The sequence below is a fragment of the Kutzneria viridogrisea DSM 43870 genome (assembly GCF_000525635.1).
GTDB classification, from domain to species: Bacteria; Actinomycetota; Actinomycetes; order Mycobacteriales; family Pseudonocardiaceae; genus Kutzneria; species Kutzneria viridogrisea.
Genome location: NZ_CP007155.1, coordinates 3,783,638 through 3,798,366 on the forward strand (window position 1 = coordinate 3,783,638; position 14,729 = coordinate 3,798,366).

15 protein-coding genes are annotated in these 14,729 nt (G+C 70.4%); all 15 read left to right on the plus strand.

The genetic code is table 11. The features are described from left to right. The first annotated feature begins 6 nt into the window (after window positions 1–6). The 15 genes from KALB_RS16935 to KALB_RS17005 are packed head-to-tail and all read left to right on the plus strand — an operon-like array spanning window position 7 to window position 14,678. Window positions 7–1,092, plus strand: a complete 1,086-nt coding sequence (locus KALB_RS16935) for a Zn-dependent alcohol dehydrogenase (protein WP_025356904.1) — start codon at window positions 7–9, stop codon at window positions 1,090–1,092. A gap of 9 nt (window positions 1,093–1,101) precedes the next feature. Continuing rightward, complete coding sequence (locus tag KALB_RS16940) at window positions 1,102–1,959, plus strand: 3-oxoacyl-ACP reductase (RefSeq protein WP_025356905.1); 858 nt, start codon at window positions 1,102–1,104, stop codon at window positions 1,957–1,959. A 16-nt stretch (window positions 1,960–1,975) separates the two neighbouring features. After that, entirely contained in the window at window positions 1,976–3,487 is a 1,512-nt protein-coding gene (locus KALB_RS16945; protein WP_025356906.1) for an aldehyde dehydrogenase family protein, read from the plus strand. 8 nt (window positions 3,488–3,495) lie between these two features. Then, complete coding sequence (locus KALB_RS16950; protein WP_025356907.1) at window positions 3,496–4,248, plus strand: glucose 1-dehydrogenase; 753 nt, start codon at window positions 3,496–3,498, stop codon at window positions 4,246–4,248. Beyond that, a complete protein-coding gene (locus KALB_RS16955; RefSeq protein WP_035967775.1) occupies window positions 4,245–5,033 on the plus strand; it encodes an MlaE family ABC transporter permease in 789 nt (262 codons plus the stop codon). The genes KALB_RS16950 and KALB_RS16955 overlap by 4 nt, the downstream gene beginning before the upstream one ends. Before the next feature lie 5 nt (window positions 5,034–5,038). Continuing rightward, on the plus strand, window positions 5,039–5,884 hold the full coding sequence (locus tag KALB_RS16960; RefSeq protein ID WP_025356909.1) for an MlaE family ABC transporter permease: 846 nt from the start codon (window positions 5,039–5,041) through the stop codon (window positions 5,882–5,884). Continuing rightward, the gene (locus KALB_RS16965; protein ID WP_025356910.1) at window positions 5,881–7,140 is read left to right on the plus strand and encodes an MCE family protein; all 1,260 of its coding nucleotides are present in this window, start codon (window positions 5,881–5,883) and stop codon (window positions 7,138–7,140) included. The genes KALB_RS16960 and KALB_RS16965 overlap by 4 nt, the downstream gene beginning before the upstream one ends. Continuing rightward, window positions 7,137–8,171 carry an MCE family protein gene (locus KALB_RS16970; RefSeq protein ID WP_025356911.1) on the plus strand — a complete coding sequence of 345 codons (1,035 nt, stop codon included), beginning with the start codon at window positions 7,137–7,139 and terminating at the stop codon, window positions 8,169–8,171. The genes KALB_RS16965 and KALB_RS16970 overlap by 4 nt, the downstream gene beginning before the upstream one ends. Further along, window positions 8,168–9,181: an MCE family protein gene (locus tag KALB_RS16975; RefSeq protein WP_148309493.1), complete on the plus strand. Its 1,014-nt coding sequence runs from the start codon at window positions 8,168–8,170 to the stop codon at window positions 9,179–9,181. The genes KALB_RS16970 and KALB_RS16975 overlap by 4 nt, the downstream gene beginning before the upstream one ends. Then, complete coding sequence (locus KALB_RS16980) at window positions 9,178–10,323, plus strand: MCE family protein (protein WP_030108205.1); 1,146 nt, start codon at window positions 9,178–9,180, stop codon at window positions 10,321–10,323. The genes KALB_RS16975 and KALB_RS16980 overlap by 4 nt, the downstream gene beginning before the upstream one ends. Beyond that, complete coding sequence (locus tag KALB_RS16985; RefSeq protein WP_025356914.1) at window positions 10,320–11,453, plus strand: MCE family protein; 1,134 nt, start codon at window positions 10,320–10,322, stop codon at window positions 11,451–11,453. The genes KALB_RS16980 and KALB_RS16985 overlap by 4 nt, the downstream gene beginning before the upstream one ends. Next, window positions 11,450–12,673 (plus strand): MCE family protein, encoded by a 1,224-nt coding sequence (locus tag KALB_RS16990; protein WP_025356915.1) that lies wholly within the window; start codon window positions 11,450–11,452, stop codon window positions 12,671–12,673. The genes KALB_RS16985 and KALB_RS16990 overlap by 4 nt, the downstream gene beginning before the upstream one ends. A gap of 2 nt (window positions 12,674–12,675) precedes the next feature. Next, window positions 12,676–13,149 (plus strand): Rv1363c family protein, encoded by a 474-nt coding sequence (locus KALB_RS16995; protein WP_148309494.1) that lies wholly within the window; start codon window positions 12,676–12,678, stop codon window positions 13,147–13,149. Further along, the gene (locus KALB_RS17000; protein WP_025356917.1) at window positions 13,146–13,625 is read left to right on the plus strand and encodes a hypothetical protein; all 480 of its coding nucleotides are present in this window, start codon (window positions 13,146–13,148) and stop codon (window positions 13,623–13,625) included. Before KALB_RS16995 ends, KALB_RS17000 begins: the two co-directional genes overlap by 4 nt. Window positions 13,626–13,640: 15 nt before the next feature. Further along, window positions 13,641–14,678, plus strand: a complete 1,038-nt coding sequence (locus tag KALB_RS17005; RefSeq protein WP_025356918.1) for a cupin domain-containing protein — start codon at window positions 13,641–13,643, stop codon at window positions 14,676–14,678. Window positions 14,679–14,729 lie beyond the last annotated feature (51 nt).

The window sequence follows — 14,729 nt, forward strand, 5'->3', positions numbered from 1 at the left end:
AAGCCGGTGAAGGCTGCCGTACTGAACCAGATCGGGGACGACAAGCTCGAACTGCGGGACGACGTGAGCACCACTGATCCGGGTCCCGAGGAGGTGCGGGTGCGAGTCCGCGCCTCCGGGGTCTGCCACAGCGACCTGTCGGCCATGAACGGCACGCTGCCCGCCCTGGCACCCGGAATCGTCGGTCACGAGGGCGCGGGCGAGATCGTGCAGGTCGGCAGCGGGGTCCGGCACCTCGTGCCCGGGGACCACGTGATCGTCACCTTCGTGCCACCCTGCGGCCGGTGCCCGAACTGCCTGCGCGGCCAGCCGCACCTGTGTTCGGTGCACGCCATCGCCTCGTTCAGCGCCCCGCGCTTCCTGGTCGGCGGCACACCGGCCTTCGGCTACGCCGGGCTGGGCACCTTCGCCGAGGAGCTGGTGATCCCCGCCGACGGGGCGATCAAGGTCGATCCCGAGGTCCCGTACGAGATCGCGGCGCTGGTGGCCTGCGGGGTGATGACCGGGGTCGGCTCGGTGCTCAACACGGCCAAGGTGGTGCCGGGGTCCAGCGTGGTGGTGATCGGCTGCGGCGGTGTGGGCATCTCGGTGATCCAGGGCGCCCGGCTGGCCGGGGCCACGCAGATCATCGCGGTCGACCCGGTCACCGACAAGCACGAGACCGCACTGCGCTTCGGCGCGACGCACGCCACCACGCCCGAGGGCCTGCCCGCGCTCAACGAACAGCTGGCCGGCTGGCTGGGCTTCGACTACGCCTTCGACGTGGTGGGCATCCCCGCCACGATCCGCTCCGCCTGGGACATCACCCGGCGCGGCGGCACGACCGTGATCGTCGGCGCCGGTCGCGCGGACGCCGTGGTGCAGTTCAACGCCCAGGAGCTGTTCCTGCACGAGAAGCGGCTGCTCGGCTCGTTCTACGGATCGGCCGACGTGCGCCGTGACTACGAGCGGCTGCTCGGGTTCTGGCGGGCCGGGCGGCTCGACCTGGAGGGCATGATCAGCAGGCGGCTGCCGCTGTCGGAGGTCAACGACGCGCTTGGCACCCTGCGCGCGGGCGCCCCGCTGATCCGCCAGATGATCACCTTCGACTAGGAGCCGGACATGGGCCTGCATGGCAAGGTCGCCGTGGTCACCGGGGCCGGGGCCGGACTCGGTCGCGCCGAGGCACTGGCGTTGGCCGCGGCGGGCGCCTCGGTGGTGCTCGGCGACGTCTCGCCGGACGCGGCGGATGTGGTGGACGAGATCGAGGCACTGGGCGGCAAGGCATTGCTGGTCAGGGGAGACGTGTCCGAACGGTCCACAGCGGACGAACTGGTGTCCACCGCGGTCGAGCGGTTCGGCGGCCTGCACGTGCTGGTCAACAACGCCGGGGTGCTGCGCGACCGGATGCTGTTCAGCATGTCCGACGAGGAGTGGGACACCGTCATCCGTGTGCACCTGCGCGGGCACTTCCTGCTGTCCCGCAACGCCTCGGCCTACTGGCGTGACAAGTCCAAAAAGGACGGCGCGCCGGTGTACGGCCGGGTGGTCAACACCTCCTCGGAGGCGTTCCTGCTCGGTTCGGCCGGACAGGCCAACTACGCCGCGGCCAAGGCGGGCATCGTGGCGCTGACCCTGGCCACGGCGCGCGGGCTCGCCCGCTACGGCGTGCGCGCCAACGCGATCTGCCCGCGCGCCCGCACCGCGATGACCGAGCACGTGTTCGGCCCCGCACCGCAGGGCCAGGACCCGCTGTCCCCGGAGCACGTCGCCCCGTTCGTGACCTACCTGGCCGGTCCGGAGGCGCAGGCGATCAGCGGCCAGCTCTTCGTGGTGTACGGCGGCATGGTGGCACTGGTCTCCGCACCCGTGGTGGAGCGCAGGTTCGCCGCGACCGACTTCACCGAACTCGGCGAGTACTTCGCCCAGCGCGACCCCGAACGTACCTTCGCCTGCACGGAAGTGCTGACCCTGTCCTGACTCTACGGAGGGATCCATGACGCTCACCGTGACGCCGCACCGGGAAGCGGTGGGGCTCAAGGACGGACTGCTGCACGTGGACGGCCGGTGGCGGCCGGGGCGGGAGGGTCGGACCTGGACCCACCACCACCCGGCGACCGGCGAGGCCGTGGGCAGCTTCGCGGTGGCCGAGGCCGCCGACGTGGACGAGGCGGTGCGGGCGGCCAGCAAGGCGTTCGAGGCGGGCCCGTGGCCCAGGACCAAGGCGGGGCAACGCATCGCGGTGCTGCTGCGCTACGCGGCACTGCTGCGCGAACACGCTGAGGAACTGAAACGCTTGCAGGCACTGGACAACGGGGTTCCGTTGTCCTTTGGCGGGATCTACGCCACCTCGGTGGGCATCGCGGCCGACATCTTCGAGCACCACGCGGGCTGGATCGACAAGATCGGCGGCCAGACCCTGCCCGCGCACCAGGGCGGGGACCACCTGGCCATGACCTTCCGCGAGCCGATCGGCGTGGTCGCGGCGATCCTGCCCTGGAACGCCCCGTTCGTGCTGTTCGCGCAGAAGCTCGCGCCCGCGCTGGCCGCGGGCTGCACGGTCGTGCTGAAACCCTCCGAGTACGCCACGTTCTGCGTGGTGCGCATGGTGGAACTGCTCGCGGAGGCCGGTCTGCCCGAGGGGGTGGTCAACCTGGTGACCGGGCCCGGCGACCCCACCGGCGAGGCGCTGATCACCCACCCGCTGGTCGACAAGATCAGCTTCACCGGCAGCCGCGCCGTTGGCCAGCGCATCGTGCGGGCCAGCGCCGACACCATGAAGCGGGTCTCCCTGGAACTGGGTGGCAAGAGCCCGGCCATCGTGTTCCCGGACGCGCCGAACATCGGGCTGGCGGGCATGACCGCCATGGGTATGGTGACGGTGGGCCTGTCCGGGCAGGCGTGCGTGGCGCACACCAGGGCGCTGGTGCACCGGGACGTGTACGAGGAATTCCTCGGCGCGGCGCAGATGATGGCCGGGGCCGTGACCTTCGGCGACCCGTTCGACCCGGCCGTGCTGGCCAGTCCGCTGATCAACGAGCGCCAGCTCGGGCGCGTGCTGGGCTTCATCGAGCGCGGGCAGCAGCAGGGCGCGCGGCTGGTCACCGGCGGCGAGCGCATGGACGGGGACTACGGCGCGGGCAACTTCGTGACACCGACGATCTTCGCCGAGGTGGACAACTCCATGGAGATCGCGCGCGAGGAGGTCTTCGGCCCGGTGCTCACGGTGCTGCCGTTCACTGAGGAGGACGAGGCGGTGCGCATCGCCAACGACACGGACTACGGCCTGGGCGCGGGCATCTACACCGCCGACGCGCGCCGCGCGTTCCGGCTGGCGCGGCGGCTGCGGGCGGGCACGATCGGCATCAACGGGTTCCAGCTCGAACCGCACGTGCCCTTCGGCGGCTTCAAGCAGTCCGGGCTGGGCCGCGAGGGCGGGCGCAGCGCCTTCGAGGACTACACCGAGCTGAAGACCGTGCTCATGCCGCTGACCGACGAGATGATGTAGGCCCGCGCATGGCACGCCTGGCGGGCAAGACAGCGCTGATCACCGGGGCCGCGCGCGGCCAGGGCGCCGCCGCGGCCCGGCGCTACGTGGCCGAGGGCGCGCGGGTCGTCCTGGCCGACGTCCTCGACGACCTGGGCACCGCGCTGGCCGAGGAGCTCGGCGAGGCGGCGAGGTACCTGCACCTGGACGTGGGGGACGAGGGCGACTGGCAACAAATAGCGGAGGAGTTCGATCACTTCGACGTGCTGGTCAACAACGCGGGCGTGCTGCACTTCGCCGCGGTGGACCAGACCACGCTGGCCGACTACGAGCGGCTCGTGCGGATCAACCAGATCGGCACCTTCCTGGGCATGCGCACGGTCGTGCCGGGCATGAAGCGGGCCGGTGGCGGCTCCATCGTGAACGTGTCCTCCGTGGAGGGTCTGGCCGCGATGCCGTACCTGCTGGCCTACTCGGCGACGAAGTTCGCCATCCGCGGCATGACCAAGGTGGCCGCGGTGGAGCTGGGCGCGCACCGGATCCGGGTCAACTCCGTGCACCCGGGCGCGATCGACACCGACATGGTGCGCAGCGCGCTGGGCGGGCGGGAGGTGGACATGACGCCAGTGGTCAAGCGGGTGGCCCTCGGCCGTGCCGGGCGGCCGGAGGAGATCGCCGAGCTGGTGGTGTTCCTGGGCAGTGAGGAGAGTTCCTACTGCACGGGCGCGGAGTTCGTGGCCGACGGCGGGGCCACCGCCACGCACGCGCTGGCCCTGCCGTGACGGCCCCGGTGCCGACCTTCTTCGGCGTGGCGGCCTTCCGCCAGGTCGGCCGGATCTCCGCGCTGGGCTGGGACGTGCTGCGCGCCGTGCCGCGCCGACCGTTCCAGTTCCGCGAACTCGTGCGCCAGTCCTGGTTTTTCGCCAGCGTGACGATCCTGCCAACGGCCATGGTGTCCATCCCGTTCGGCGCGGTGATCGCCCTGCACCTGGGCTCGCTGACCAAGCAGATCGGCGCCCAGTCCTTCACCGGGGCGGCCAGCGCGCTGGCGATCATCCAGCAGGCCAGCCCGCTGATCACCGCCCTGCTGGTGGCGGGCGCGGGCGGGTCGGCGATGTGCGCGGACATCGGCGCGCGCACGATCCGCGAGGAGATCGACGCCATGGAGGTGCTCGGCGTGCCGCCGGTACAGCGGCTGATCGTGCCGAGGGTGCTCGCGGCGATGACGGTGTCCCTGCTGCTCAACGGTGTGGTCAGCGTGGTGGGCGTGCTCGGCGGCTACACGTTCAACGTGCTGTTGCAGGGCGGCACCCCGGGCGCGTACCTGGCCAGCTTCAACGCCCTCGCCCAGTTGCCCGACCTGTGGATCAGCGAGATCAAGGCCCTGCTGTACGGGTTCGTGGCCGGCATCGTCGCCGCCTACCGCGGGTTGAACCCCTCGGCCGGTCCCAAGGGGGTCGGCGACGCGGTGAACCAGGCCGTCGTGGTCACGTTCCTGCTGTTGTTCCTGATCAACGTGGTGTTGACCGGGATCTACCTGCAGATCGTGCCGCCGAAGGGGATGTGACCGCCGTGGCCGACCTGCCGCTGGCCGACCGGGCCCTGTTGACCGTCGCGAGGCCACTCGACGGCCTGGAGCAGTTCGGCCGCCAGTTGGCCTTCCACGCCAAGGCCATCGCCTGGGCCCCGTACGCGATCCGCCGTTACCCCAGGGAGATCCTGCGGCTGCTCGGCGAGGTCAGCTTCGGCTCCGGTGCGCTGGCGATCATCGGCGGCACGCTCGGCGTGATGATCGGCATGACCCTGTTCACCGGCACGATCGTTGGCCTGCAAGGCTATTCCGCGCTCAACCAGCTCGGCACCTCCGCGCTGACCGGGTTCATCTCCGCCTACTTCGACACCCGCGAGGTCGCGCCGCTGTCGGCCGGGCTGGCCCTGTCGGCCACCGTCGGCTGCGGGTTCACCGCCCAGCTCGGCGCGATGCGGATCTCCGAGGAGGTCGACGCCCTGGAGGTCATGGGCGTGCCCAGCCTGCCGTTCCTGGTCACCACCAGGGTGATCGCCGGGGTCGCCGCGGTGATCCCGCTCTACGTGGTCGGCCTGCTCTGCTCCTACCTGGCCTCCCGCGAGATCACCGTGTGGTTCTACGGGCAGTCCGCGGGCACCTACGACCACTACTTCGCCCTGTTCCTGCCGCCGGAGGACGTGCTGTGGTCCTTCGGCAAGGTGCTGGTCTTCAGCTCCGTGGTGATCCTCGTGCACTGCTACTACGGCTACACCGCCAGCGGGGGACCGGCCGGGGTCGGCGTCGCGGTCGGCCGAGCCGTGCGGGCCGCCCTCGTCACGCAGACCGTGCTGGACTTCTTCCTCAGCCTGGCCATCTGGGGCGCCTCGACCACCGTGCGGATCGCCGGATGAACCGCCAACGGCTGGGCTACCAAGTGCTGGGCGTGGTGTTCCTGCTCGTGGTCGCCCTGTTCGTGTCCTTCACGATCGCGTTGTACCGCAAGGCGTTTACCCCGGTCGTGCCGGTTCGGCTGGAGACCGACGCCGTGGGCAACCAGCTGCAACCCGGGGCTGACGTCAAGGTCCGCGGTGTGCTCGTGGGCGAGGTGCGAACAATCAGCACGAACGGTCGTACAGCTGTCCTGGACCTGGCCCTGCGGCCTGATCGCGTGGCCTGGATCCCGGACAACGTCACGGCCCGGCTGCTGCCCAAGACGCTGTTCGGCGAGCGCTACGTCTCGCTCGTGCCGCCGCCCGACCCCGGTCGGCCGATCACCGCTGGCGCCGTGATCAGCCAGGATCGCAGCAGTGCCGCCATCGAGATCGGCAAGGTGCTCGACGACGTGCTGCCGGTGCTGCGGGCCGTGCAGCCGCAGAAACTGGCCACCACGCTCAACGCACTCGCACAGGCCCTCGACGGCCGCGGCAAGCAGGCCGGGCAGTTGATGGTGCAGGCCAACAACTTCCTGCGCGAGCTCACCCCGGCACTACCGGACCTGGCGGCCGACCTCGCCGCGCTGCCCGAGGTGGCCGACACCTACGCCAAGGCCGCGCCGGACGCACTGCGCGCGCTGGCCGACCTGACGACCACCAGCAGGACCTTGGTGGAGCAGCGCGACAACCTGCGCACCCTGTACGCGGCCGTCACCACCACGGCGGTCGACCTGGGCAGTTTCCTGAGGGTCAACCAGGCCAACCTGATCGGGCTCACCGCCTCCGCGCGGCCCACGCTGGAGGTGCTGGCCAAGTACGCGCCGGAGTACCCCTGCGTGCTGGGACAACTCGCCGACCAGGTGCCCACCGCCGACTTCACCTTCGGCAAGGGCACCGACCACCCGCAGATGGGCAAGTTCACGCTCACCATCACGGCCAGTCGCGGCGCCTACCAGCCCGGGGTCGACACCCCGAAGTACCAGGACACCCGCGGGCCGCAGTGCTACCAGAAGGCCAGTGGCGGCAACCTCTTCCCGCAGTACCCACCCGGTGGGCCGATCAGGGACGGCTCCACCAAGCCCGCGGCGGCCAGCCTGCCGGGCTCCCCGGCCGAACAGCAGCTGGTGTCCACCTTGCTCGCTCCCGGTCTGGGCGGCTCGCCGACCAACGGTCCACAGTGGAGCGCCCTGCTGATGGGGCCGTTGCTGCGCGGGGCGGAGGTGGGCCTGCGATGAGGGGCACGCTCGCCGCCGGGATCAAGATCAGCGTGTTCGCGCTGGTCACCGTGCTGCTCACCGGGGTGCTCGCGGCCACCATCGCCAACACCAGCCTCGGCTCGACGACGGCGTACCAGGCCGTGTTCACCGATGTCACGGGCCTGAACCCCGGCGACGACGTGCGCATCGCCGGGGTGCGGACGGGCCAGGTGTCCCGGATCGAGGTCACCGACCGCAAGTACGCGCGGATCACCTTCGAGCTGGCCGCCGACCGCAAGCTGCCCGCCGCCACGACGGCCACCGTCAAGTACCGCAACCTCGTGGGGCAGCGCTACATCGCGCTGGGCACCGATGTCGGTGACGCCAACGCCGTGCTGGCCCCCGGCTCGGTGATCCCGCTGGAGCGGACCCAGCCCGCGCTGAACCTGACCGCGCTGTTCAACGGGTTCAAGCCGCTGTTCCAGGCGCTGTCCCCGCAGCAGGTCAACCAGCTCGCCGGGGAGCTCATCCAGGTGCTGCAAGGCGAAGGCGGCACGATCACCAGTCTGCTCACGCACACCGCCTCGCTCACCGGGGCCATCGCCGACCGGGACCAGGTGATCGGCAAGGTGATCGACAACCTGACCACCGTGCTGGCCACGGTCAACGCCCGCACACCCGAGCTGGCCGGGTTGATCACCGACGTGCAGCAGCTGGTCACCGGGCTGGCCGCCGACCGGGCACCGATCGGTTCGGCGATCAGCGCGCTGGACGGGCTCGCCTCGGCCACCGCCGGGCTGCTCGCCGACGCGCGCAGGCCCGTGCAGCAGGACATCGCTGGCCTGGCCTCCGTCTCCGAGCTGCTGAACAAGAGCGATCCGAGCCTGGACGCGTTCCTGCACAAGCTGCCAGGCAACCTCCAGGCCTTCACCCGGACCGCCAGCTACGGCAGCTGGTTCAACTACTACCTGTGCCGGATGTCGGGCACGGTCAAGATCGGCGAGCTGGGCCTGTCCGTGCCGATCGTGCCGTTCCCGGACTCCCAGATGCCCGCGAGGTGCGGACCGTGAGACGACGTGACGCGCGCAGGGAGACGGTGATCGGCCTGGTCACCGTACTGACGCTGGGGCTGGGCGTGCTCGCCGCGTTCAACGCCGAGGACCTGCCGATCATCGGCGGCGGCACCACCTACAGCGCCTACTTCAGCGAGTCCGCCGGGCTCGTCACGGGCAACGAGGTGCGCGTCGCCGGGGTGAAGGTCGGCGAGGTGCGCCGGGTTTCCTTGGCACGCAACCAGGTGCTCGTGGACTTCCGGGTCCGCGACACCTGGATCGGCGACCACAGCACCGCCTCGATCCAGATCAAGACCGTGCTCGGGGACAAGTACCTCGCCCTCGCCCCCGAGGGCACCGCCGCCCAGGACCCGCGCCAGCCGATCACCAAGGACCGCACCCTGTCCCCGTTCGACGTCACCGACGCGATCGACCAACTGGCCAGCACCGTCGGCGCGATCGACCCGGACAAGCTGGCCACCAGCTTCCAGGTGGTCGCCGACTCGCTGCGCAACGCGCCCGGACCGCTCAAGCAGGCGCTGAGCGGGCTCACCGGGTTGTCGCGCACGATCGCCTCCCGCGACCAGCAGCTCACCGGCCTGCTGTCGGGCACCAACCAGTTGACCTCCACCGTGGCCAGTCGTGACGACCAGATCGGCAAGCTGCTGGCCGACGGCAACCTGCTGCTCGGCGAGGTGCGCAACCGCAAGCAGGCGATCAGCTCGCTGCTGACCGGAACGCAGAACCTCGCCGCCCAGCTCAGTGGGCTGGTCGCCGACAACCAGGAACAGCTCAAGCCCGCGCTGAACCAACTCGACCAGCTCACCGGGGTACTCGCCCGCAACCAGGACAACCTCAGCCGCGCACTGGCCTCGCTGGCCCCGTTCGTCCGCGTCTTCAACAACACCATCGGCACCGGCCGCTGGTTCGACGGCTACATCTGCGGGCTGCTGCCGCCCGCGCAGACCACGGCCGGGCTGGAGTTCAACCCCGGCGGCTGCACCACACCGTTGGTCGGTGGAAAATGAGACCCGCGTCGCTGTTGGCCCTTGCCTGTGTGGTCGCGCTGCTGCTGGCCTCCGCGTTCTGGTGGGTGCGGGGCGCCAGCGCCACCCGGATCACCGCCTACTTCGACAAGGCGATCGGCCTGTACGCGGGCTCGGCCGTGCGCGTGCTGGGCGTCAAGGTCGGTCAGATCGACTCCGTCGTGCCGCAGGGCGGTCAGGTCCGCGTCGAGTTCACCGTGGACAGTGCGGTGGAGATCCCGGCCGCGGTGCACGCCGTGGTGATCGCCCCCAGCCTGGTCAGCGACCGGTACGTGCAGCTCACGCCCGCCTACGACAGCGGCGCCAAGCTGGCGTCCACGGCCGTGATCCCGCGTGAGCGCACCGCCAGCCCGGTGGAGCTGGACCAGTTGTTCCGCAGCGTCAACGACCTCAGCGCCGCGCTCGGCCCCAACGGGGCGAACAAGTCAGGAGCCCTGTCCAACCTCCTGTCCACCGCGGCCGCCACGCTGGCGGGTACCGGGGAGGACCTGAACCAGGCGATCAAGCAGCTCAGCTCCGCCTCGGCCACGCTGAACACCGGCAAGGACGACCTCTTCGGCACCGTGGACAACCTGAACAAGGTCAGCACCCTGCTGGCGGCCAGCGACGACCAGGTGCGTCAGCTGGACAGGCAGCTCGCCGATGCCTCGGGTTTCCTGGCCGCCGACCGCGACCAGTTCGGCGCCGCGCTGACCTCGCTCGCCTCGGCGCTGGGCCAGGTGCAGAAGTTCGTCACCGACAACAAGGGGCTCGTGCAGTCCAATGTGGACAAGCTGACGGCGGTGTCCAAGGCACTGGTCGACCAGCGTGCGGCGCTGGCCGAGGTGCTTGACGTGGCGCCGACCGCCGCCACCAACTTCATCAACGCCTACGACGCGGCCTCCGGCTCGATCGCCGTGCGCGGCAACATCAACGAGCTCACCTACCCACCCACGATGATGCTCTGCCAACTGCTGCAACGCTCCACGCCGACCCAGCTGCCCCAGGTGCTCGGCGACCTGTGCAAGCAGCTCGCCCCGTTGCTGGACGGCACCCTGCACCTGCCATCGGCGGCCGACATCCTCGCCGCACTGCAACAGGGCAAGCTGCCGCCGCTGCCACTGCCGATCGGCGGTGGCCGGTGAACCGTCGCGTGTGGACACTGCTGCCGCTGACCGCGTTGCTGGCGGGCTGCGGATACTCCGGCCTGTACGACACGCCCCTGCCCGGCGGTGCCGACCTGGGCGATCATCCCTACCGCGTCACGGCCGAGTTCGCCGACGTGCTCGACCTGGTCCCGCAGGCCAGCGTGAAGGTCAACGACGTGCCAGTGGGCAGGGTCGAACGCATCGAACTGGCTGCGGACAACAAGACCGCGCTGGTGCACCTGGCCGTCAACGGCTCGGTCGCCGTGCCCGCCGAGGCCCGTGCCGAACTCGGGCAGTCCAGCCTGCTGGGGGAGAAGTACGTGCAGCTGGTGGCCCCGCCGAACGGCACTGGGCGGCTCGCCGACGGGGCGGTGATCAGCAAGGAGCGGACGAACCGCAGCCCCGAGATCGAGGAGGTGCTCGGCGCGCTGTCGCTGCTGCTCAACGGCGGCAACCTCGGGCAGTTGCAGAGCATCGTGCGCGAGCTGAACTCCGCAATGACCGGCAACGAGGCGCAGATCCGCTCGTTCCTGTCCTCAGTGGACTCCGTGGTGGGCACCCTGGACGGCCAGCGGGACAGGATCGTCAAGGCCATTGACGCGATCAACAGGCTGTCGGCCGCGGTCGCCGCCCAGCGGGACGATCTGGCCACCGCCCTGGACCACCTCGCCCCTGGACTGCAAGTGATCACCCAGCAGCGCGACCAGCTCACCAGCATGCTGCGCTCGCTCGACGCACTGTCCACAGTGGCCGTCGACACCGTGCACAAGACCCGTGCCGATCTCGTCGCCGACCTCCAGCAGCTCGCGCCGATCCTGGGCAAGCTGGCCGAGACCGGGGCCAAACTGCCGATCGCCGTGCAGTACCTGGCCACGTACCCGTTCACCGACTACGCCGCCAACGCGATCAAGGGCGACTACTTCAACTCCGACATCCGCTTCGACCTGGACCTGTCCGGTCTGGTGCGCGCGCTGACCGCGGGCAACCAGCCGCTGATCCAGGTCCCGAGCCCGGTCAGCCCGCCCAAGCCCGTGCCACTGCCACTGCCCAGCCAGCCGGTGCCCCAGCGCAAACCCGGGGGCACCCTGCTCGACCTGCTCGGCTCGCTGCTCGGGGGTGGCCGGTGATCGCTCGCCGAACCCGTTGGCAGGTAGCGGTTTTTGTGCTGATCGCCGTGGTCGGCCTGACCTATGCGGGGGCCCGCTACGCCGGGCTGGGGCGCTACCTCGGCGACACCGGCTACCAGGTCCGCCTGCACCTGGCCGACTCCGGCGGGATCTTCACCAACGCCGAGGTGTCCTACCGGGGCGTCACGGTCGGCCGCGTGCAGGCGCTGGACCTCACCGGCTCGGGCGTGGAAGCCGTGCTGCGCATCGACTCCTCGGCGCCGCCGATCCCCGCCGCGAGCAAGGCCGTGGTGGCCAACAGGTCTGCGGTGGGGGAGCAGTACGTGGACCTCGAACCCGGCGAGGACAAGCCGCCCTACCTCGTCGACGGCTCGGTGATCCCGCAGGACCGCAGCACCTTGCCGCCCGGCGCGGACCAGGTCCTGAGCAACCTCGACTCGCTCGTGCGCAGCGTGCCCGCCGACTCCCTGCGCACCGTGGTGGACGAACTGGACAAGTCCTTCGCCGGGACCGGACCGGATCTCCAACGGCTGCTGGACAACGCCCGCTCGCTCACCGACACGGCCAACCGGCACCTGGCCCAGGCCAAGCAGTTGCTGTCCAGTGGCCGCACGGTGCTCGACACGCAGCGCCAGGACTCCGCGCTCATCACCTCGTTCAGCTCCTCCCTGGCGTTGATCGCCCAGCAACTGCGCAAGTCCGATCCCGACCTGCGCGCGCTGATCAGCGTGACCCCGGCCGCCGCGCTGCCCGTGGACGACATCCTGCGCGGCTCCGGGCAGAACCTCAGCGTGTTGCTGGCCAACCTGTTCACCACCACCGCGATCACCTCCAGCAGGCGTGCGGGCATCGAGGAGCTGCTCGTCGCCTACCCGGTGATCACCGCGTTCACCCCCGGCCTGTCCCCGGACGGCACCGGCCACCTCGGACTGATCCTGAACTTCTTCAACCCGTTCCCCTGCACCAAGGGCTACGAGTCCACAAGGGAGCGGCCCGCCAACGACCTGAACCCGTTGCCCGCCAACGACAAGGCGTACTGCGCCGAGCCGCCGAACAGCCCGATCGCCGTGCGCGGATCGCAGAACGTGCCGTACGGCGGGATGCCCCAACTCAGCGGCGGGACCCCGGCTGCGGCACAACAGCAGCCGCTGCCCGGCGCGCTCGGCGCGTTGCAGGACCCCGGGCCCCGTGACCTGGCCCAGCTCCTGGGGGTGAAATGAAGGTGCTCGCGCTCGTGACCGTGCTGGCCGCCGTGTGGTTCGGCTGGCAGTGGTGGTCGGCCGCCACCAACGGCGACCTCGCCTACGCCCAGGCCCGTGACTCCGTGCTCGCCGCGGGACAGCGACAGGTGATCACGCTGAACACGCTCGACTACCGGTCCGCCGAGGAGGGGCTCACCCAGTGGCAACGCGTGTCCACCGGGGATCTGTTGGACGAGCTGACCCGCAACCACGACAGCGACCTGCGCACCACCCAGTCGACCAGGACCACCACCACGGCGAAGGTCCTCGGCGCCGCCGTGAGCCGCCTCGACCTGCGAGCCGGGACCGCCGATGTGCTCGTCGCCGTCGAGGTCACGGCAACTCCCGAGGGCGGCAAGCCCAGTGTGCGCCGCAGTCGTTTGGACGCCGCCCTGACCAAAGCCGGTGACGACTGGAAAGTCCGTGCCGTGCAGGCGATCGGGGTGAGCGGGTGAAGGCGCTGGTGGCGGTGGTCGTGCTCGCGGTGTCGGCCGCGGTCTGGTTCGCGGTGTCCGCAGGGCAGGTCCGGAAGATCGACAACACCGCGCTGGTCGACACCGCCACAACCGCCGCCGTGGTGGCCAAGGTCGGCGAGGCCGTGCAATCGGCGTTCTCCTACGACTACAACGACACCGCGCGCACCGAACAGGCCGCCAGGAACGTCCTGATCGACTCCGCTGTGCGGCAGTACGAACAGCTGTTCGGCAAGGTCCGTGAGCAGGCCACCGCGCAGAAGCTCGTGCTGGTGACGGCCGTGCGCTCCGTCGGTGTCAGCGAACTGTCCGGTGACCGCGCCACCGCGCTGGTGTTCCTCGACCAGCAGGCCGTGCGCGGGGACAACAATCAGCACACCTCGGTGTCGGCCCAACTGTCCGTTGTCGCGCGCAACGTCGACGGCACCTGGAAGATCGCCGAACTTACCGTGCTGTGACTAGGCTTGGTCCTCGTGCCGACGACGCGTTTCTCCAGTGACGACGAGGGCATCGACGCCTTCTACGCCGACCTGGCCGAGCACGACCTGCAACCGCTGTGGGAACTGACCGGCCTGATGACCGCCGAGCCGAACCCGCGGGCCGTGCCGTTCGTGTGGCGCGGCAAGCATCTCAGCGCACTGGCTGAACGCTCCGGCGAGCTGATCACCTCCGACCGGCGCGTGCTGTCCCTGGCCAATCCCGGCCTGGCTGGTGCGCCGTACGCGGTGCCCACCCTGTGGGCCGGGATCCAGTACCTCAACGGTCGGGAGGTCGCACCCGCGCACCGGCACTCGCCCTCCGCGCTGCGCTTCGTGTTGTCCGGATCGGGGGTGTTCACCCTGGTCGACGGCGATCCCATCGCCATGGAGGCCGGTGACCTGGTGCTCACCCCCGGCTGGACCTGGCACGAGCACCACAACACCGGTGCGGAGCCGATGGCCTGGCTCGACGGGCTCGACGTGCCGCTGGTGCACTACCTGGACGCCGTGTTCTTCGAGCCCGGTGACGGCAGTCCCGCCGACGCCACCGCCGAGCGGTCCGATTCCGAACGGCGCTACGGTTGCGCGCCCGGCATCGTGCCCGTCGGCGAGGTTCCCGTGCGCCCCCACTCCGCGCTGCTCACGTACCGGTGGGCTGACACCGACCGTGCGCTGACCGCCCAACTCGACCAGGACACCGGCCGGTCCGCCGTGCGGTTCGTGGACCCGGTGAGCGGGCGCGACGTGCTGCCCACGCTGCGCTGTGAGATGCACCGGTTCCTCGCCGGGAACCAGCCGCTCACCCGGCAGCGCGTCGGCTCCGCGGTGGGCGTCGTGCTCCGCGGCAGCGGATCGATCGCCCTCGGCGACACCCGGCACGAGGTCGCCGCGGGCGACGTGTTCGCGATTCCCTCGTGGACGCCCGTCACCGTGTCCGCCGAATCCGATCTCGACGTCTTCCAGTACAGCGACGCACCCGTGCTGTCCGCGCTCGGCCTGTACCGCGAACGGAGCTATTCGCCGGAGTTCTGACCCCGATAGGAATTGCGTCTTTGACCTCTGCGGGCCGTAACCACAGACTCG

What these genes read in the sequence shown, in the direction of transcription:
- KALB_RS16970 (WP_025356911.1), top strand. Translation starts at nt 7,137, where the DNA reads ATGAGGGGCACGCTCGCCGCCGGGATCAAGATCAGCGTGTTCGCGCTG.
- KALB_RS16965 (WP_025356910.1), top strand. Translation starts at nt 5,881, where the DNA reads ATGAACCGCCAACGGCTGGGCTACCAAGTGCTGGGCGTGGTGTTCCTG.
- KALB_RS16945 (WP_025356906.1), top strand. Translation starts at nt 1,976, where the DNA reads ATGACGCTCACCGTGACGCCGCACCGGGAAGCGGTGGGGCTCAAGGAC.
- KALB_RS16940 (WP_025356905.1), top strand. Translation starts at nt 1,102, where the DNA reads ATGGGCCTGCATGGCAAGGTCGCCGTGGTCACCGGGGCCGGGGCCGGA.
- KALB_RS16980 (WP_030108205.1), top strand. Translation starts at nt 9,178, where the DNA reads ATGAGACCCGCGTCGCTGTTGGCCCTTGCCTGTGTGGTCGCGCTGCTG.
- KALB_RS16950 (WP_025356907.1), top strand. Translation starts at nt 3,496, where the DNA reads ATGGCACGCCTGGCGGGCAAGACAGCGCTGATCACCGGGGCCGCGCGC.